Origin of the sequence: Planomonospora alba (assembly GCF_039534085.1) — a bacterium.
In the GTDB taxonomy this organism is placed as follows: domain Bacteria; phylum Actinomycetota; class Actinomycetes; order Streptosporangiales; family Streptosporangiaceae; genus Planomonospora_B; species Planomonospora_B alba.
The window spans coordinates 1-17876 of the sequence record NZ_BAAAUT010000043.1 but is presented as its reverse complement, the minus strand read 5'-3'; the positions used below and the strand labels follow the sequence as shown (position 1 = coordinate 17876).

The window sequence follows — 17876 nt, the reverse complement described above, 5'->3', positions numbered from 1 at the left end:
GTCCGGGGCATGACGTCACGACCGGCCGCCGGCGGGGGGCGATGGGTCTCGGTGGGTCCGGAGCGGCTGGGCCGCTGGATCGACGGGTTCGCCGAGCGGCACGGCGCGCTGGAGGCGGCCGCCACCGACGAGGTGGTGCGGATCACCGGCGCCGACGGCGCGGTGGCCGAGTGCCGCGTGCCGTTCCCGCCGCTGACCGCCTCCGGCGGCGGCCCGCTGGCCCGCCTGACCACCCACGCGCGCCGCGAGCGCAGGGTGGGCGTGCTGCTGGTACGGCTCGGCGGCCACGCGGCCGGGATCTTCCAGGGGGACGCGCTGGTCTCCTCCAAGGTCGGCTCGCGGCCGGTCCACGGGCGCAGCGCGGCGGGCGGCTGGTCGCAGCGGCGCTTCGCCCGGCGCCGGGAGAAGCAGGTGGACCAGGCGCACGAGGCGGCGGCCGAGGTGGCGCTGCGGATCCTCGGCCCGCACACCGGCGAGCTGGAGGCGGTGATCCTGGGCGGGGACCGGCGGGCGGTGGACGCGCTGCGGGCCGACCGCCGGCTGGAGGCGGTCTTCGCGCTGGAGGCCGAGCCCTTCCTGACGGTCCCCGACCCTCGCCTGGCGGTGCTGGCCGGCACCCCGGCGCAGTTCCGCGCGGTGCGGATCAGGGTCGTCGACCCCCTCTGACGGCGCCCCTCCGATCCCCTCCGCGCCCCCGCCGCGGTCCTTCCGCGGCGCCTCCACGCTTCGGAGGCGGCCCGTCCGGGGACGGCCGGTCCGGCCGGACGGGGAGGAGGAGGTGCGGGCGCGCCGTACACTGATCGGTATGCGCACTCCCGGTTGACGCCGCCCGCGACCGGGCGGGACGGCCGGGCCGAGAGCCGGGAGAGACGGTGCGCGGCGGGTCCGGTCGCAGCGACGTAGTGAGCCCGTGTTTCCCCCACCCTGGGAGTGTTTCCGCCAGCCATGATCATTGCTTCTGACATCGAACTGCGCGCCGGGGCCCGGCTGCTCATCGAGGGCGCGTCGTTCCGGGTGAACCCCGGGGACAAGATCGGTCTCGTGGGGCGCAACGGCGCCGGGAAGACCACGCTGACCAAGGTGCTCGCGGGCGAGGCGCTGCCCGCGGCGGGCACGGTCACCACCACCGGCGCGGTGGGCTACCTGCCTCAGGACCCGCGCACCGGCGACCTGCACGTCATCGCCCGCGACCGCATCCTGTCGGCCCGCGGGCTCGACCAGGTCCTGCGCGAGCTGCGCGAGGCGGAGCAGGGCATGTCGTCGGCGGACGAGCGCACCCGGGACCGCGCGGTGCGCGCCTACGGGCGGCTGGAGGACCGGCTGCACGTGCTGGGCGGCTACGCGGCGGAGTCGGAGGCGGCCTCGATCGCCTCCAGCCTCGGACTGCCCGACCGGGTGCTGGGCCAGCCGCTGGCGACCCTGTCCGGAGGCCAGCGGCGGCGGGTGGAGCTGGCCCGGATCCTGTTCAGCGGGGCCGAGACTCTCCTGCTCGACGAGCCCACAAACCACCTCGACGCGGATTCGATCGCGTGGCTCCGCGATTTTTTGCGCTCCCATCAGGGCGGTTTGATCATTATCAGCCACGATGTGGGGCTTCTCGAGGCGACGGTAAACCGGGTCCTCCACCTGGACGCCAACCGGGCGGTGGTCGACACCTACAACGTCGGCTGGAAGGCCTATCTGGCCCAGCGGGAGACCGACGAGAAGCGCCGCAGGCGCGAGCGGGCCAACGCCGAGAAGCAGGCCTCGGCGCTGCTGGCGCAGGCCGACAAGATGCGGGCCAAGGCGACCAAGGCCAAGGCGGCCCAGGACATGCAGCGCCGCGCCGAGCGCCTGCTGTCCGGCCTGGAGGCGGAACGGCGCGGCGACAAGGTGGCCCGGCTGCGCTTCCCCGACCCCGCGCCGTGCGGGCGCACCCCGCTGACGGCCGTCGAACTGTCGAAGTCCTACGGCTCGCTGGAGGTGTTCACCGACGTGAACGTCGCGGTGGACCGCGGCTCCCGGGTCGTCATCCTGGGCCTGAACGGCGCGGGCAAGACCACGCTGCTGCGCATCCTCGGCGGGCTGGAGAAGCCCGACACCGGCGAGGTCAGGGCGGGCCACGGGCTCAAGCTGGGCTACTACGCGCAGGAGCACGAGACGCTCGACGCCGGCCGCACGGTGCTGGAGAACATGCGCTCGGCCGCCGGCGACCTGCCCGACGTCGAGCTGCGCAAGGTCCTGGGGTCGTTCCTGTTCACCGGGGACGACGTGGACAAGCCGGCCGGGGTGCTGTCCGGCGGCGAGAAGACGCGCCTGGCCCTGGCGACCCTGGTGCTGTCGGCGGCCAACGTCCTGCTGCTGGACGAGCCCACCAACAACCTCGACCCGGCAAGCCGGGAACAAGTGCTCTCGGCACTGAAGTCCTATTCTGGGGCTATTGTACTCGTCACGCACGATGAGGGTGCTGTCGACGCCCTGCAGCCGGATAGGGTGATCTTGCTGCCGGACGGAGTCGAAGACGCGTGGAGTGATGAATTTTCCGATCTTGTGGCACTTGCCTGATCTCAATTTGAGCGGGTACGGATCTTTTCCCTGGGAGTAGGTAGCCGATCCCGCGGAAATGACTGATCATGGCGGAGTAACGCTGCGGAAGTCTGGCACTACAGGAGGTAGCTCGTGGCCGAGACTCTCAAGAAGGGCACCCGGGTCACCGGGGCCGACCGTGAAAAACTGGCCGCTGATCTGAAGAAGCGCTACAGCTCGGGGGAGAGCATCCGGGCGCTCGCCGCTTCGACCGGCCGGTCCTACGGGTTCATCCACCGCATCCTGAGCGAGTCCGGTGTGACTCTGCGCGGGCGTGGCGGCGCCACCCGGGGTAAGTCCAAGCGCTGAGCCGCCTTGGAACGCGCGACCGCAGCCGCTCGTCCTCACGCTTGCCCGTCACCCCGAGCCTGCCGAACTTCATTCTAGAGAAGCCGGTAGGCTCGGGCGTGACAGACGGCGCACACATGGGAGAACGGGCGATGACGGAAGTGGCGCACGGGGGACGTTCGGAGGAGATCTCCCCCGAGGAGGTCGGCCTGCGTTTCGAGGTGGACGGCGAGATCGCGACGGTCACGCTGGCCCGGCCGGAGAAGCGGAACGCGCAGACGTTCGCGACGTGGTCGGCGCTGGCTCGAATCGGTGAGGACCTGCCGCAGCAGGTGAGAGTCGTCGTGGTCCAAGGTGAGGGGCCGTCCTTCTCGGCAGGCATCGACCTGCGGATGTTCACCCCGGAGGGGGTTCCGGGGCAGGGTTCGTTCGCGAGCACCGCCACGCTCGACGGCAAGGCTTTCGACGAGCGGATCGCGCAGGCGCAGCAGGGCTTCATGTGGTTGCGGCGGCCGGACATCGTCTCGATCGCCGCCGTCCAGGGACACGCCGTCGGAGCGGGCTTCCAGCTGGCGCTCGCCTGCGACCTGAGGATCGTGGCGGACGACGTCAGGTTCTGCATGAAGGAGCCCGCGCTCGGCCTGGTGCCCGACCTGACCGGGACCAAGCCGCTGGTCGACCTCGTCGGCCTCTCCCGCGCCGTGGAGATCTGCCTCACGGCCCGCACCGTGGGCGCGGAGGAGGCGGCCAGGATCGGCCTGGCCGAGCTGGTCGTCGCCCGTGACGAGCTGGCGCAGGCCGTACGGGACCTGGCGGCCGCGCTGCTGTCGACCAACCGGGACGCCGCGACGGCCACCAAGCGGCTGCTCCAGGGCGCCGCGGGGCGCACGCTGGAGGAGCAGTGCGCGGCCGAGCGGCAGGAGCAGATGATGCGGATCAAGGCGCTGTTCGGCTGATCCGCGCGGGCGGCGGGCCGTCCGCGACGGCGGGAAGGCCCGCCGCCTCGGCGGGCCGCTGTTCGCCCGGAGCTGATACGGGAATCGCGTACCCTCTCCCGGCGCTCGGATTCGGGAGAGGAGGCCACAGTGGTGATGATGGGCGGGGGCTTCGGGCCCCAGGCGATGCGCTCGCTCCGGCGCGACAGGTCGGTGACCAAGGAGCGGCTGGCCCCGGGCACGGTCCGCAGGATCGTGCGGTACGCCAGGCCGTTCTCCCGGCAGATCGCCGCCTTCCTCGCGCTGGTCGTGCTCGGCTCGGTCATCGTGGTCGTCAACCCGCTGCTGATGCGGGCCATCATCGACGACGGCATCGAGGCCGGGGACGCCGGCCTCGTCGTCGGCCTGGCCCTGGCCATCGCCGGGCTCGCGGTGCTGGACGCCGCGCTCGGCATGGCCCAGCGCTGGTTCTCCGCCCGCGTCGGGGAAGGACTGATCTACAACCTGCGCACCGAGGTCTTCGACCACGTGCAGCGCATGCCGGTGGCGTTCTTCATGCGGACCCAGACCGGTGCCCTGGTCTCCCGGCTGAACACCGACGTGATCGGCGCGCAGCGGGCGCTGACCAGCACCCTGTCGTCGGTCGTGTCCAACGTGGTCATGCTGGTGCTGGTGCTGGGCACCATGCTCGCCCTGTCCTGGCAGATCACCCTCGTGGCCCTGGTGCTGCTGCCGGTCTTCCTCTTCCCGGCCAGATGGGTCGGGCGGAAGATGTCCGGGCTCACCCGCGAGCAGATGGAGCTCGACGCCGAGATGAGCTCCATGATGACCGAGCGCTTCAACGTCGCCGGCGCCATGGTCGCCAAGCTGTACGGCCGCCCCGACGAGGAGGCCGCCGCCTTCGCCGTCCGGGCGGGCCGGGTGCGCGACGTGGGCGTCACCGTCGGCATGTACGGGACGGTCTTCCGGGTCGCCCTCGGCCTGATCGCCTCGCTGGCCACCGCGCTGGTCTACGGCGTCGGCGGCGTGCTGGCGGTCGGCGGCGCCTTCGAGATCGGCACGCTGGTCGCGCTCACCGCGCTCCTGATGCGCCTGTACGGCCCGCTGACGAGCCTGTCCAACGTGCACGTGGACGTGATGACCGCGCTGGTCAGCTTCGACCGGGTCTTCGAGGTGCTCGACCTGGAGCCCATGGTGGCCGACAAGCCCGGCGCGCGACCCGTCCTGGAGGGCCCCGCGACGATCGAGTTCGACGACGTGCGCTTCCGCTACCCGGCGGCCTCGGAGGTCTCGCTGGCCTCGCTGGAGGCGGTGGCCCGGCCCGACACCGGGCAGAGCCACGACGTGCTGCGCGGCGTCTCCTTCACCGCCCGCCCCGGCGAGCTGGTCGCGCTGGTCGGCCCCTCGGGCGCGGGCAAGACGACGATCACCTCGCTGGTCTCCCGGCTCTACGACGTGGAGGAGGGGGCGGTCCGCATCAACGGGACGGACGTGCGCGACGCCACCCTGGAGTCCCTGCGCGAGACCGTGGGCGTCGTCATGCAGGACGCGCACCTGTTCCACGACACCATCGGGGCCAACCTGCGCTACGCCCGGCCCGGCGCGACGGACGAGGAGATCTGGGAGGCCCTGCGCGCCGCGCAGATCGCCGAGCTGGTCGAGTCGCTGCCCGAGGGGCTGGACACCGTGGTGGGCGACCGGGGCTACCGCCTGTCCGGCGGCGAGAAGCAGCGCCTGGCCCTGGCCCGGCTGCTGCTCAAGGCGCCCCGGGTGGTCGTGCTGGACGAGGCCACCGCCCACCTGGACTCCGAATCGGAGGCCGCGGTGCAGCAGGCGCTGAAGAGCGCACTGGCCGGGCGGACCTCACTGGTCATCGCGCACCGCCTGTCCACGATCCGCGACGCCGACCAGATCCTGGTGATCGCCGACGGCCGGGTCGCCGAGCGGGGCCGTCACGAGGAGCTGCTGGCCGCCGGCGGCGTCTACGCCGAGCTCTACCGCACCCAGTTCAGCTCCCAGGCGTGAGCGGCCCCGCCGGGCCGGTGCCCGGCGCTCCCGCGGACCGCCCGGCCGCGCGCGGGCGGGGGGAGCCGCGCCGGCCCGCCCGCCTGGGCTACCGGTAGGCCCGCGGGCCCGGGCCTACCGGTAGCCCAGGCGGGCGAGCTCCTCGCGGGCGACCTTCTCCACCAGCGCCGCGTCGTCGGGGCGGAGCCTGGTGCGCCAGGCGCCGACCTTCGGGACGTTCCTGCCGTACAGGGCGACCTTGGAGACGCGGGTCTCCAGGAAGCGGGAGAGCGTCTCCACGGTCTCGGCGGGGGAGGCGACCAGCTCCTCGTAGCGGAGCGTCAGCAGCTGGTCGCGGGGGAGCTCGCGGTGGAGCTCGGCGGCCAGGCGCACGGCGCCGCGCCAGCGCAGCGCGCACTTGCCGGGCGTGGGCATCGCCTTCCAGCGGTCGATGTGCTCGGCGGACTTGACGCCGAGGAACGGGTTGGGGAACTCGGTGTCGTCGCTCACCCGGACCGGCTTGAACCACGACAGCGCCGCCGGGTCGGCCATCATGTCGGCGGCCACGTCGCGGCCGTCCCGGATGACCTGGACGAACCGGGCGTCGGGGAATGCCTGGAGCAGCACCGGCGCGCTGTAGAGCAGGTCGGGGCTGGCGTCGCCGAACCGCGCCACGGCCCCGGCGGCCGCGCACGGGCCCGTGCCCGTCACGCCGCCGGCCTCCCGGCAGACCGCCGGGCACTCGCCGCACGCCCCCGGCAGGATCTGCCAGGACTCGGCCATGGCGTCCCGGAGCACGCGGACGGCGCCCAGGCCCCGGCGGGTGATCGAGGGACGGCGGGCGAAGGCGTACACGACGTGCGCCACCGCGGCGCGGCCGATCGTGACGTGGAAGCCGGGGGAGCGCTTGAGGGCGCGGCCGAGCAGGTCCGCGCCGGAGTGCGGAGCCGCGAGCACGAACACCGGCCGGCGGACCTTGATGCCGTTGACCACGAGGATGTGGGGCGGAGGTCGCATATCTGACCCCCAGTGTGGCACCGTTTGCGGGGTGAACGAACCGGCCACGCCCAGCCGCGCCGGGAAGGGCGCCGTCGCGGTCCCGCCGCTCCCGCCCCGCCTGCGTCCCGGTGACACGGTGGCCGTCGTGGCCCCGTCCGGCCCGGTCGACCCGGCGCTGCTGGCCCGCGGCACCGCCGTGCTGGAGGGACTGGGACTGAAGGCCGTCACCGGCGCCCACGTGCTCGACCGCGACCGCTACCTGGCCGGGTCCGACGCCGACCGGGCGGCCGACCTGCAGCGGGCCTGGTGCGACCCGGCGGTCGCGGCGGTGCTGTGCGCGCGGGGCGGCTACGGCGCGATGCGGATCCTGGACCTGCTCGACTGGGAGGCCATGCGGGCGGCCGGGCCCAAGCTCCTGCTCGGTTCCAGCGACGTCACCGCCCTGCACCGGGCGGTGGCGGTGCGGCTCGGCACCGCCTCCTGGTTCGGCCCCATGGCCGCCTGCGCGGTGCTCGCCGGTCCCGGCGGTCCCGAGCCCCGCACCCTGGCCCACCTGACGGCCGCGCTGTTCGGCGACGCGCCGCCCGTCACCGGGGACCGGGTGATCGCCGGCGGGACCGCCGCCGGGCCGATCACCGGGGGGAACCTCTCGCTGCTGGCGGCGCTGTGCGGCACGCCGTACCGGCTGCGGGCCGAGGGGGCGATCGTCCTGCTGGAGGACGTCGGCGAGGCGCCGTACCGGATCGACCGGATGCTCACCCAGCTGCTGCGGAGCGGCGCGCTGGACGGGGCGGCGGGCTTCGCGCTCGGCTCGTGGACCGGGTGCGGCGACCCCTTCCCGGTGCTGGAGGAGCGGCTCGCGCCGCTCGGTGTCCCGGTGATCGCCGGGCTCCCGGTGGGGCACGGAACGCCCCAGCTCAGTGTGCCTATGGGGGCGCTTGGTGGTATTGATGCCGAATCGTGCTCCCTGACCTGGTCGATCCGCAATCGTGACGGGGCACCCTAGGGGGATCAGCGAGAGGACACCGGCAGAGGGGAACGCGTGTGAGGCTGTTCCGGCGGCACCGTGACCGGCGGGCCGAGACGCAGCCGCGTCCGGTCGAAGAGGTGGACCTCGACTCCCTGCTCGGGCTCGTCGCCGACTCCCTCGGCTACACCTGGTCCTTCGCCCCCGGTGGAGGCACGCTCACCCTCTCCGGCCCGCGCACGGTCACCGTACGGCTGGCGGGCCTGCGCGCCGAGGCGGCCCGCCGCTCCCGCGAGGACTGGCCGATGCTCGTCTCCGAGCACCTCGCCCACACGCTGGCCACGCTCGACGAACCGCTGGACGCCTGCGACCTCGACCAGATCGGCCCCCTGCTCCGGACCCGCCTGTTCCTCGACGACGACCTGGGCCCGGCCCGGGTGGTCGGCCGCCACCTGGCCGCCGACCTGGTCGAGGTGCTCACGATCGGGCACGGCCCCGCCGGGCGGCCGGCCCGGCCCGAGGAGGTCGGCTGCTGGCCGATCACCGCCGCCCAGGCGCTGGACCTCGCCGCCGAGAACGCCCGCGCCGACGAGCGGCTCGCGGTCGCCGAGGAGGACCTCGGCGGGGTGACGGTCCGCCGGCTGACCGGCCCGACCGCCTGCGCCGCCGCGCACCTGCGCCACCTGGGCGACTACCTCCCCGTGCCCGCCGACGGCGTGCTGGTCGTGCTGCCGGACCCGGCGACGCTGGTCGTCCACCCGGTCGAGGGCCTGGGCGTGATCCAGGCGATCGAGCGGCTGCGCGTGCTCGCCCAGCGGGAGTTCGAGCACGCGGCCGACCCGGTCAGCCCGCAGGTCTACTGGTGGCACGGGGGCCGCCTCTCCCTGATCAGGGCCGACCTGGTCAGGCAGGACGGGCAGACCCGCCTGGTGGTGGCCCCGCCGCGGGAGTTCGCCCGCGTCCTGGCCGCGCTGGCCGGACGCCCCGGCGGCAGGTCCGGTGACGGCTGAGGCCGGACGGCCGGGGCGGCGCGCGGAAGACCGTATGCGCTTGAGCCCAACCAAACGTCACCAAGCTGCGACAAACCATAGGAAGATGATTTCTGTTCCGCGCCCGGTCCGATGACCCTTCCGTGCGGCCTGGATCGGTCCCGGCGCGCCCGTTCCGACCGGGCCCGCAGCGGTGGACGCGGGATGATCGGGTTTGCGTTGACGAGGAGTGAGAAATGGCCCAGTGGTGCCTCGGTGTCGATCTCGGGACGAGTTTCTCCGCCGGGGTGATAGCCGCCGAAGACCGCTTCGACGTCCTGGAGGTCGAAGGGGAGCGGCGCATTCCCTCCGCCGTCATGCTCGACGAGCACGGGACGCTGGTGGCCGGCCGGATCGCCCAGCGCGGCATCGGCGTCAACCCCGAGCGGGTCGAGCGCAACCCCAAGCGCTACGTCGGCCGGGGCCGGATGCTGCTCGGCGGGGTCCCGGTGGACGTCACCGACGCCATGGCCACGCTGCTGGAGCTGTTCGTCAGCGAGGGCCGGCGCCGGTTCGACGGGGCCGACCCCGACTGCATCGCGCTGACCCACCCGGTGGCCTGGAACAACGAGCGCAAGTCGGTGCTGCTGGCGGCGGCCAAGAAGGTCGTGCGCGGCGTGCGGATCGCCTTCGTCGACGAGCCGGTCGCCTCCGCCCGCTACTTCGCCTCCGCGGGAAGGGTGCCGAGCGGCTCCCACCTGGCCGTCTACGACCTCGGCGGCGGCACCTTCGACGCGGCCGTGCTCACCACCGACGGCAGCGACTTCAAGGTCGTGGGAGAGCCGGGAGGCAGCGACGAGATCGGCGGCGAGGGCTTCGACGAGCAGGTCTTCGCCTTCTTCGGCGGGCAGCTGGAGCGCATCGACCCCGAGTGGTGGACGCAGGTGACCACCAACCCGGAGCGCCGCTACGTCAGCTACGCCGCGGACCTGCTCAAGACGGCCCGGGAGGGCAAGGAGACCCTCTCGAAGTTCGAGACCTCCTCCCACTACGTGGTCGGCGTCAACGAGGACGTGCACATCACCCGGGCCGACCTGTCGGGCCTCATCGGTGAGGAGGTCACCAGGACCGTCGACATCCTGGAGGAGACGATCCGCCGGGCGGGGCTCGGGCCGGACGAGCTGGCCGCGGTGTTCATGACCGGCGGCGGCAGCCGGATGCCCCTGGTCCAGCAGGCCGTGCGCGACCGCTTCGGGGACAAGGTGCGCACCTACGACGACCCGAAGATCGTCGTCGCGTACGGCGCCGCGCAGCTGGCCTGGAAGCTCAAGGTCGAGCACCGCGACCCCGCCCGGATGACCGGCCCCCACCTGACCGGAGGGGGCGTGCGGGCGGCCGCCGGGCGGCCCGTGGTGTCCACCGGGAGCCACCCGGCCGTCGCCGCCCCCGCGGCGGGGCCGGGAGCCGGCCCCCAGGCGTTCGCCGGGGCGGGCGGTGCCCCCGCGCCCCATGCCGTCCCCGGTGCCTCCGGCGGCCCGGCGGGCTCCACCACCGGCGGGTACCCCGTGGTCCCCGGCCCCGGCGGCGTGCCCGCCGCAGGACACCCGGCCGCCGCCACGGGCGGCATGCCCGCCGTGGACGGCCCCGTGGTCAGGGGCATCGAGAAGGTGCTGGACAACGTGCTGGAGGCCCGCGTGGCGGGCGGGCGGGTCCTCGTCCACCAGGCGTTCGAGGGCGGGCACTTCCTGCGCAGGCTCGACGGCACGGGCGGCCGCCACGACCGCGAGCTGCACTTCGGCAGGCTGGTGGAGTGGGGCGCCTCGGCCGAGGGCGTCGTCGCCGCGGAGCAGGTCGGCCCGGCGCAGGTGCTGGTGCGCGCCCTCACCCCCGAGCTGGTGGTGCGCTCCGCCCACCCGCTGCAGACCTGGGACACCCCGAACGTGCTGGTGCACGGCCGCAGCGCCTGGGTCTTCTACCAGCCCCGGCAGACCGTCCCGGTCGACGCCTCGGTGGGCCTGCCGTGGGGCGAGACCGGCCACCTGTCGCTGATCGAGCTCGACCTGGGCGCCTTCCACGTCCCGGAGCCCCTGGCCCGCGACCTCGGCCCGTACGCGCAGTGGTTCGTCAACGAGGACAACCGGCTGCGCCGGCTGCTCGACCAGGACGCGCCCAGCGGCACCGAGCCGGACCTGTCGGTGGGCGCCGCGGGCTGCACCGTGGTGCTGGGGCAGTTCGGCACGGGCCAGCCGCTGTTCGCCGGTCGCTACCAGGACTTCCAGCGCTGGCAGGTGCTCTGCCTCGTCGACCCGGGCGGCATCGTGCGCCCCACCGTGCGCGAGCCGGGCCGCAGCTGGCTCCACCAGGTCGTCCTGCACAACGGCCGGTGGTTCACCGCCAGCTCGGCGGGGCTGGAGGCGGACACCGTCCCGGGTCAGACGGTGCTGGTCGCGCCGCGCCCGCCGGCCGGGGCGCTGCGCTGGGCCCCCGCGGGCGGGCACATCTACGCGGTCGGCACGGACCAGGTGAGCCCCGCCCGGGGCTGGTCGGTCAGCGTCTTCGACGAGCGGTCCGGCACGCTCCGGTTCCTGATGGGCAAGAAGTCGGCGACCCTGGCCGGCCACCTCACCTCCCGGTACCGGTGGGAGCGCCCGCGGCTGGTGGCCGACGGCGACTCCCTCTGGCTGACCATGCTGGACGCCGGCCGGAGCCGGCTGGTGCACGTCACCCCGGACGGCGCGCGGGAGGTCCACCGGACGACGGGCACGTTCGAGCCGGTCGTCCGGGTCCCCACGGGCCTGCTCTGCCTGCACCGGCCGGCCGACGGGGCCGCGGTCACCCGCGACCACCCCGCCACCCTGGTGCACCTCCCGCTCTGAGCGACCGCGTCCCCGCGCTGCGCGGGTCCCCGGCGGTACCGGCCGCGTGCGGCGCGGGCCCGCAGGCGCGGGCCCGAGGACACGACGGGGCCGGGCCCGCTCCCGCGGGCCCGGCCCCGTGCCGGGATCCCCGTGCCGGGATCCCCGTGCCGGGATCCCCGTGCCGGGATCCCGGGTCAGCCGCCGGCGGGGGCCGCCGCGCCCGCCGGGGCGGACGCCGGGCCCGCGCCCAGCGCCGCCACCGCGGTGGCGAGCTCCCTGCGCAGCTCCTGGCCGCGCCGGGTGAGGGTGCCGATCGCGGAGATCCGGTCCTGCCCGGACTCCCGCGCCTTCTTCCGCTCCGCCTCCGAGCGCGCGGAGGCGGCCTTCAGCTCGGCGCGCCTGCTCTCCAGCTCCTTGCGCCGCCGCATCAGGTGCTCGTCCGCCGCCTGCTCGACGCTCACCCGCCAGGTCGCCACCATGCGCTCCAGGTCGAGCGTCATCTCCCGGGAGACCGCCGCGAACTGGTCGCGCAGCGCCGTCCGGATGGCCGCCTGGTTGCGCTGCACCTTCTCCATGGAACGCCGGCCCATGAACATGGCGGCGCCGATGGCCGGGGCGACCAGGATGAAACCGACCGGGCCGAGCAGGGTCGCGGCGAAACCGCCCAGGGACAGGCCGATCGAGGCCGAGGGCAGCACGTCCCGGATCATGTCCACCTCGCCCGGCGCGTCCGCCATGGCGTCCTTCCTGACCTCCACCTGGGAGAGGACGGGCATGGCGCCGCGGTCGGCGGCGAAGGCGACCGGGTCCAGCCCGAGGTCGCGGGCGAAGGCGTCCAGCGTGTTCCGCGCCAGCACCTCCACGTCGTAGACGATCTGCGACCAGGCGGCCTCCAGCGAGCGCTGGACGCTCATCGGCAGCTCCGCCATGTACCGGTCGACCTGGTCCTGCTTCTTCAGCGCGGTGATCGCGTTCTCGTACGGCTGGCGGATCTCGGCCACCCGGGCCGCCACGATCCCCGCCACCTCGCGGCCGAGGAAGGTGTTGGCCACCGCGCCCGCCCGGCGGCGGGCGGTCAGCTCGTTGAGACCCTCCAGATCGGCCTCCACCTGGGCGAGCCGGGCCGCGGCGTCGCCCTCGTCGTCGGAGCCGGCGGCGACGTCGTCCTGCGCCGTGGCCGCCAGCGACTCCAGCACCGAGAGCGCGGCGGAGACCACCGTGGCGCCCCGGGCGAACTCCCGGCCCTCGGCGAAGGCGCGCAGGTGCCGCTCCAGCACGTCCATGCCGCTGCGCGCCCGCAGCGCGTCCGCCCGCTCCTGCCGCCCCTCGCGCCGCTTGGCCGCGGCGGCCTCGGCGAGCTTGGCGCTCACCGGGATCCACGGGGCGGTCAGCAGCGGCTCGAGCGTCTCCGCCCGGGCGGGGTTCTCCGCGACGGCCTGGGCGACGAAGGTCCGCAGGCGCGCCTGGTTCTCCTCCATCAGCGCCCGCCAGTTGTTGGAGTCCTCCACCTTGGTCAGCACGAACGCGATCGCCTGGACCCGTTCGGCGGCCTCCGCCAGGAACTCCAGCTCGTGCCGGAGAACCGGCTGGTCCTGGGCGCTGAGCGTGAACAGCAGGGCGTCGGCCCGCTGGAGCATGGCGACGGTCACCTGCCGGTGGCCCACGGTGAGACTGTCCACGCCCGGGGTGTCGAGCAGCCGCAGGCCGTCCAGGAGCGGGTTGTCGAGGGTGATGTCCACGCTGACGACGTCGCGCCGCCTGCCGGCGTCCCCGCGCATCGAGGCGTAGTCGGGGATCGACTCGACGGTGATCGGCGTCTGGACGGGGCCCGCGTCGGTGCTGCGGTGCACGACGGCGGTCAGGCGGGGGCCGCGCCGTACGGACAGGAAGCAGTCGGTGGCGACGTCGGCGTCGACCGGGAGCAGGTCGGGGTGGCCCACGAGCGTGTTGAGCAGGCGGCTCTTGCCGCGTTTCTGCGCCCCGGCGACCACGATGTCGGTGCACTCGTCCTTCCACCGCGCCGCGCAGGAGGCCAGCACCTCCGCCAGGTCCTTCCTGCCGCACCGGCCCGCCAGCGCGTGGACCTCGTTGGCGTAGCGCAGCAACCGGGTCACGGGGCTGTTCGGGTCGGGGGTCGTCATGCTCTCTCCTCTCGCGCGCCGCCGTGGTGGCGCGCCCAGATCTCCTCGTAGACGTCGCAGATCCGCTCCGCGGCCCGCCGCTGCCGCAGCGAGAGCGGGCGGTGGGTCAGCACGCGGAAGCGGGCGCCGAGCGCGGCGGCGTAGCCGGCGATCTCGGCGTGCGGGCTGCCGGGCGGCGCGCCGAGCTGGACCGCCAGCTCGGTCCCGGTCAGCAGCAGCTCCAGCGCCCGCCGGTCGTCGGCCGGGACCAGCGGGCAGGTGCGCAGGGTCTCCACCGCGGCGGCGTCCACCCTGACCGGCGGGAGCGGTGCCGCGCCCCCGGCTCCCGCGGCGGGCCCGGAGGCGGCGCCGTCCAGGGCCGCGGTCACCATGTCCTCCAGGACCGTCAGCACGTCCCTGGCCCGGTGCCCGGCGGTGCGGCCCTCGTTCATCATGGCGATCGCGCGCCAGCGCGTCGACGCCGCCGTGGCCGCCGCGGCGATCTCCTGCGGTGTGGCGCCCGCGGGCAGGCCGAGCTGGCCGGCGGGGTCGTCGTGGCGGGCCAGGCGGAGCAGTTCGGCGGTCATCTCCTCGTTCAGCACCAGCGTGCCCCGGCCGAGCGCCTCGGCGGCGGAGAAGATCCGCAGGCCGCCGAGGGCGGCCGCGATCGGCCGGTTCTCGTCGAGCTGGGCGGCCAGCGCGTCCAGGGTGGCGCGGTCCGAACCGAGCGCGGGCGTGCGGGCGATGCGGCGCAGCCGGGTCAGGGCGTCGAGCGCCTTCAGCTGGTCGGCCCGGCGGGCGAAGTGGGCGATGCCCGCCGCCACCGAACCGGTCGCCGCCCTGCCCGCGGAGGCGTAGCCCGAGCGCTGCAGCAGGCAGGCCGCGAGCGTGTCGGGGTCGGCGGCCTCGCCCCGGCGCAGCGCGTCCGCCGCGGCGCGGATGCCGTAGCGGTGCAGCCGCTCCACCAGGCGGTGCCGCACCTCGGCGGGGACCGGCAGGTCGGGCGCGGTACGGAAGTCCTCCAGGTCGAGGAGGTAGTCCTCCAGGTCGTCCGGGTCCATGCCGGCCAGCGCCGACAGGGCCTTGAACTCCTCGGCGTCCAGCGGGCGGGCCCGCGCGGTCTCGGCCAGCAGGCCGATCACCGGGACCACGTCGAAGACGGCGGTGCGCAGGTCGGCGTAGCCCTGGGCGGCCAGCCGCCGGGCGGTCGGCCAGGGGTCCTCCTCGTCGCCGCGCCGGTCGACCTGGCCGAGCACGGCGAGGGTGTTGACGCAGCTCATGCCGGACGCGCCGGTCAGCGCGCGGAACTCGGCGAGGGTGGTGTCGTCGAACTTCTGGACGTACCGCAGGACGTAGATCATGGCCTGCGCCCGGTCGTCCTCCTCCCCGGAACCGAACAGCATGCTCCGGGCGGCCTGCTCGTTGACGGCCGTCACCGTGTTCATGCCGGGGGTGTCGATGATGGTGACCGTGCGCAGAGACGGCAGGTTGAGCGAGACGCGCAGGCGCCGGATCCGGGACACCTCGACGCCGAGCTCGGAGGGGAGCCGGTGGCCGGGCAGCAGCCGGGAGCGGGCCGTGGTGCCGTCGGTCAGCTCGATCGTGATGAGCCCGTCGTCGGCGCCGTACTCGTACTGGGTGACGACGAAGGTGCACTCGCCCGCGTCCACCGGGGCGACCGGCAGTCCCAGCAGCGCGTTCACCAGAGTGGACTTCCCGCTGCTGACCGCGCCCGCCACGGCGATCCGCAGCGGCGCGTCGAGGCCGGCGCGCACGTGCGCGACGCGCTCGCGCAGCTGCGCCCCGGCGAGCTTGGCCGCGGTGGTGTCGCACAGCCTGCGGAGGAGCTCGGTGGGGGAGGGCGTCACACGTCACCGCCGAAGACGTCCCAGTCCTCGTGGTCGTCATGGCCACCGTGGTCGCCGTGGTCGCCGTGGTCGCCGTCCGGCGTGTACGGGTCACCGTCGGCGCCGGAGGACTCCCAGGGGTCCTGCGCGCCGTCCGTGCCGTCGGCGCCGAAGGGCCCGGAGCCGGCGTCGTCCGGTGCCGGGCCGTCCTCGGGGACGTGGTCGAACGCGTCCGGCTCGGGCAGCAGGGACAGGTCGGCGTCCTCGGCGGAGAACGTCCGCGCGAACATGTTCCGGCTCTCTTCCCCGGTCGGCTCCGGGACGGACCCGAAGAGGAATCGACGCAGCTCAGCGAAGTCGTCCGACTCGTTTCCGGCTGAACCGGCTTCCGTATTGTTACGGTCCAATATCATGGCGAGCTACCTCATACCGGGCAATCGTGCGGCGTGGTGTCATTGGTCGGATTACAACTCGGGAGAGAGCGTGACCGATGACGAGCGGGTCGTTGAGCGATATCGCAGAGGACGAGAGTCTTCTCCTGTCCGCGGCGCGGGCGGGTGACGAGGCCGCCTTCGCCGCGCTGTGGTCGACGGCGCAGCGCCAGGCCTTCGGGGTCTGCTACCACCTGACCGGCAACCGCGCCGACGCGCTCGACGCGCTGCAGGATACGCAACTGGCGGCGTGGAAGGGCCTGGGCGCCTTCGCGGGCCGGGCGCCGTTCCGGGTCTGGGTGCTCGCCATCGCGCGCAACGCGTCCCGGGCGGTGATCCGGCGCCGTTCCCCCGGAGGGGTGCTCTTCTCCGAGGTGGAGGAGGAGACGGCGGTGGCCGGCCCCTTCGAGGACACCGTCGCGGAGATGTCCGACCTGCGCCGGGCGCTGACCGTGCTGCCGGAGTCCCACCGGGAGGCGCTCCTGCTGTGGGCGGGAGGGCTCACCTACGAGCAGACGGCGTCCGCGCTCGGAGTGCCGCTCAACACGGTGCGGGTGTGGATCCACCGCGCCAGGAAGCGGCTGCAGGCCGAGCTCGCCGAGGTCTGAGCGGCGCGCCGCGCGGCCCGTGGGAGCCGCCGCGGGACCACTCGTCGCCGGGTCCGCCGCGGGGTCCGCCGTGGGGTCCGTCGTGGGATTCACGGGGCCACCACCCCCGTCGTCCCGCCCGCGGCCGGCCCGTGCCGGTAGACGGCCACCTGCGGCACCCGGATGACGTGGTCACCGTCGGCGTACCCCCGCTTGACGGTCTCGGCGACCGTGTCGTGCAGCTCCGGCCGGTCGGTCGGCTCCGTGCCGAACGCCTCGTGCCGACGGGGGTCGAAACGCTCCCCGTCGGCGACGATCTCCCGGACGCCCGCCCGGTTCAGCCCGTCCAGCAGCAGGCCGGACAGGTGGGGGTGACGCTCCTCGACCTGGTCCCGGCAGTCGATGCAGGCGTCGATGAGCGCCTGCCGCCCCGGATGGCCGTCGGCGAACAGGCGCTCCACCCGCTGGGCGAGTGCGGAGCTGATCCCGCTCCGGGCGACCTCGGCCAGGGCGTCGGCCAGCGGGTCGGCCCCGGACGCCTCCGGAGACGGGGGCGCCGGAGATGCCGGGGGCACCGGGGAGACGCCGGCCGCGGGCGGTCCGGCGGGTGCCGGCGGAGCGGGTACGGCTCCGGGCGGGATGGGCCCGGTGGCGGGCATGGCGGCGGGGGAGATGGGTCCGGTGGGGGGTACGGGGGAGGTCGCGGGTACGGCTCCGGGCGGGATGGGCCCGGTGGGAGGCACGGCCGCGGAGGGGATGGGACCTGTAGGGGGCACGGCGGGCGCCGGTCCGGGACCGCCCTGCCAGGGGGCCGCGGCGGCGGGCGCGGGGCCCCGGTCCCGCCGCCACAGGTAGAGCGCGACGGCCGCGGCCAGGAGGAGGATCCCCGCGCCCAGCACGAGCAGCACCGGCAGCGGCAGGCCGAGCCCGTCGACCGGCCCCGTCTCACCGGAGCCGCCCCGGGGCGCGGGCACGCCGGGGCCCTGTCCGGGCTCCGGAGCCCGCAGCGACGGGTCGGCGTCAGGGACTCCGCGGCCGATCCTCGACGGCGGAGAGGCGGCGGCGGCCCCGTCGGAGCCGGTGGCCACCCCGCCGCCGGAACCCGCGGGCTCCTCACCGGGGCCGGCCGCCGGCCGGGCGCAGCCGGTCAGGGCCATGGCGGCCAGGAGCAGCATGGCGAAGAGCGCACGTGGGTTTTTCATGATCGCCTTTCGTCGGCGGTCCGTGTCTCCCGGAGCCCGCCCGTCCCCCCCCGGGGGGGGGGGGGGGGGGGCGGGGGGGGGGGGGGGGGGGGGGGGGGGGGGGGG

The 17876-nt window shown here is 74.7% G+C and carries 14 protein-coding genes; 9 read left to right on the top strand and 5 right to left on the bottom strand.

Annotated features, from left to right (window positions below):
- The first annotated feature begins 9 nt into the window (after window positions 1-9).
- The 5 genes from ABD823_RS24055 (at window position 10) to ABD823_RS24035 (ending at window position 5813) form a co-directional block, all read left to right on the top strand.
- Window positions 10-666: an acVLRF1 family peptidyl-tRNA hydrolase gene (locus ABD823_RS24055; RefSeq protein ID WP_344863276.1), complete on the top strand. Its 657-nt coding sequence runs from the start codon at window positions 10-12 to the stop codon at window positions 664-666.
- A gap of 279 nt (window positions 667-945) precedes the next feature.
- The gene (locus ABD823_RS24050) at window positions 946-2544 is read left to right on the top strand and encodes an ABC-F family ATP-binding cassette domain-containing protein (RefSeq protein ID WP_344863274.1); all 1599 of its coding nucleotides are present in this window, start codon (window positions 946-948) and stop codon (window positions 2542-2544) included.
- A 114-nt stretch (window positions 2545-2658) separates the two neighbouring features.
- Window positions 2659-2874: a helix-turn-helix domain-containing protein gene (locus ABD823_RS24045; RefSeq protein WP_068924102.1), complete on the top strand. Its 216-nt coding sequence runs from the start codon at window positions 2659-2661 to the stop codon at window positions 2872-2874.
- 131 nt (window positions 2875-3005) lie between these two features.
- Window positions 3006-3809 carry an enoyl-CoA hydratase/isomerase family protein gene (locus tag ABD823_RS24040; RefSeq protein ID WP_344863263.1) on the top strand — a complete coding sequence of 268 codons (804 nt, stop codon included), beginning with the start codon at window positions 3006-3008 and terminating at the stop codon, window positions 3807-3809.
- A gap of 129 nt (window positions 3810-3938) precedes the next feature.
- Window positions 3939-5813 carry an ABC transporter ATP-binding protein gene (locus ABD823_RS24035; RefSeq protein WP_425566652.1) on the top strand — a complete coding sequence of 625 codons (1875 nt, stop codon included), beginning with the start codon at window positions 3939-3941 and terminating at the stop codon, window positions 5811-5813.
- A gap of 114 nt (window positions 5814-5927) precedes the next feature.
- Here the strand turns inward: ABD823_RS24035 and ABD823_RS24030 are convergent, their stop codons facing one another.
- A complete protein-coding gene (locus ABD823_RS24030) occupies window positions 5928-6809 on the bottom strand; it encodes a sulfotransferase family protein (RefSeq protein ID WP_344863261.1) in 882 nt (293 codons plus the stop codon).
- A 31-nt stretch (window positions 6810-6840) separates the two neighbouring features.
- Here ABD823_RS24030 and ABD823_RS24025 point away from each other — a divergent pair, with 31 nt between their 5' ends.
- The 3 genes from ABD823_RS24025 to ABD823_RS24015 all read left to right on the top strand — a co-directional run bounded on the left by ABD823_RS24025 (window position 6841) and on the right by ABD823_RS24015 (window position 11602).
- Window positions 6841-7797, top strand: coding sequence for a S66 peptidase family protein (locus tag ABD823_RS24025; RefSeq protein WP_344863259.1), 957 nt, complete (start codon window positions 6841-6843; stop codon window positions 7795-7797).
- 38 nt (window positions 7798-7835) lie between these two features.
- Window positions 7836-8768 carry a hypothetical protein gene (locus tag ABD823_RS24020; RefSeq protein ID WP_344863257.1) on the top strand — a complete coding sequence of 311 codons (933 nt, stop codon included), beginning with the start codon at window positions 7836-7838 and terminating at the stop codon, window positions 8766-8768.
- 215 nt (window positions 8769-8983) lie between these two features.
- Window positions 8984-11602 carry an Hsp70 family protein gene (locus ABD823_RS24015; RefSeq protein WP_344863255.1) on the top strand — a complete coding sequence of 873 codons (2619 nt, stop codon included), beginning with the start codon at window positions 8984-8986 and terminating at the stop codon, window positions 11600-11602.
- A 176-nt stretch (window positions 11603-11778) separates the two neighbouring features.
- Here ABD823_RS24015 and ABD823_RS24010 read toward each other — a convergent pair whose 3' ends face one another.
- From ABD823_RS24010 to ABD823_RS24000, 3 genes are read right to left on the bottom strand one after another with little or no spacing between them, the layout of a single operon-like run.
- Window positions 11779-13725, bottom strand: coding sequence for a dynamin family protein (locus ABD823_RS24010; RefSeq protein WP_344863253.1), 1947 nt, complete (start codon window positions 13723-13725; stop codon window positions 11779-11781).
- Window positions 13722-15572: a dynamin family protein gene (locus ABD823_RS24005; RefSeq protein WP_344863251.1), complete on the bottom strand. Its 1851-nt coding sequence runs from the start codon at window positions 15570-15572 to the stop codon at window positions 13722-13724. The genes ABD823_RS24010 and ABD823_RS24005 overlap by 4 nt, the downstream gene beginning before the upstream one ends.
- Window positions 15569-15841, bottom strand: coding sequence for a hypothetical protein (locus tag ABD823_RS24000; protein ID WP_344863249.1), 273 nt, complete (start codon window positions 15839-15841; stop codon window positions 15569-15571). Before ABD823_RS24000 ends, ABD823_RS24005 begins: the two co-directional genes overlap by 4 nt.
- Before the next feature lie 215 nt (window positions 15842-16056).
- Between ABD823_RS24000 and ABD823_RS23995 the strand changes: the two genes are divergently transcribed.
- Window positions 16057-16590 carry an RNA polymerase sigma factor gene (locus ABD823_RS23995; protein WP_344863247.1) on the top strand — a complete coding sequence of 178 codons (534 nt, stop codon included), beginning with the start codon at window positions 16057-16059 and terminating at the stop codon, window positions 16588-16590.
- An 89-nt stretch (window positions 16591-16679) separates the two neighbouring features.
- Here ABD823_RS23995 and ABD823_RS23990 read toward each other — a convergent pair whose 3' ends face one another.
- Entirely contained in the window at window positions 16680-17771 is a 1092-nt protein-coding gene (locus ABD823_RS23990) for a nucleotide exchange factor GrpE (RefSeq protein WP_344863245.1), read from the bottom strand.
- Between the last annotated feature and the right edge of the window lie 105 nt (window positions 17772-17876).

Bases quoted from the DNA above. Each gene is read 5' to 3' on its own strand.
- ABD823_RS24055 (WP_344863276.1), top strand. From the start codon at position 10: ATGACGTCACGACCGGCCGCCGGCGGGGGGCGATGGGTCTCGGTGGGT.
- ABD823_RS24050 (WP_344863274.1), top strand. From the start codon at position 946: ATGATCATTGCTTCTGACATCGAACTGCGCGCCGGGGCCCGGCTGCTC.
- ABD823_RS24040 (WP_344863263.1), top strand. From the start codon at position 3,006: ATGACGGAAGTGGCGCACGGGGGACGTTCGGAGGAGATCTCCCCCGAG.
- ABD823_RS24030 (WP_344863261.1), bottom strand. From the start codon at position 6,809: ATGCGACCTCCGCCCCACATCCTCGTGGTCAACGGCATCAAGGTCCGC.
- ABD823_RS24015 (WP_344863255.1), top strand. From the start codon at position 8,984: ATGGCCCAGTGGTGCCTCGGTGTCGATCTCGGGACGAGTTTCTCCGCC.
- ABD823_RS24010 (WP_344863253.1), bottom strand. From the start codon at position 13,725: ATGACGACCCCCGACCCGAACAGCCCCGTGACCCGGTTGCTGCGCTAC.
- ABD823_RS24000 (WP_344863249.1), bottom strand. From the start codon at position 15,841: ATGTTCGCGCGGACGTTCTCCGCCGAGGACGCCGACCTGTCCCTGCTG.
- ABD823_RS23990 (WP_344863245.1), bottom strand. From the start codon at position 17,771: ATGAAAAACCCACGTGCGCTCTTCGCCATGCTGCTCCTGGCCGCCATG.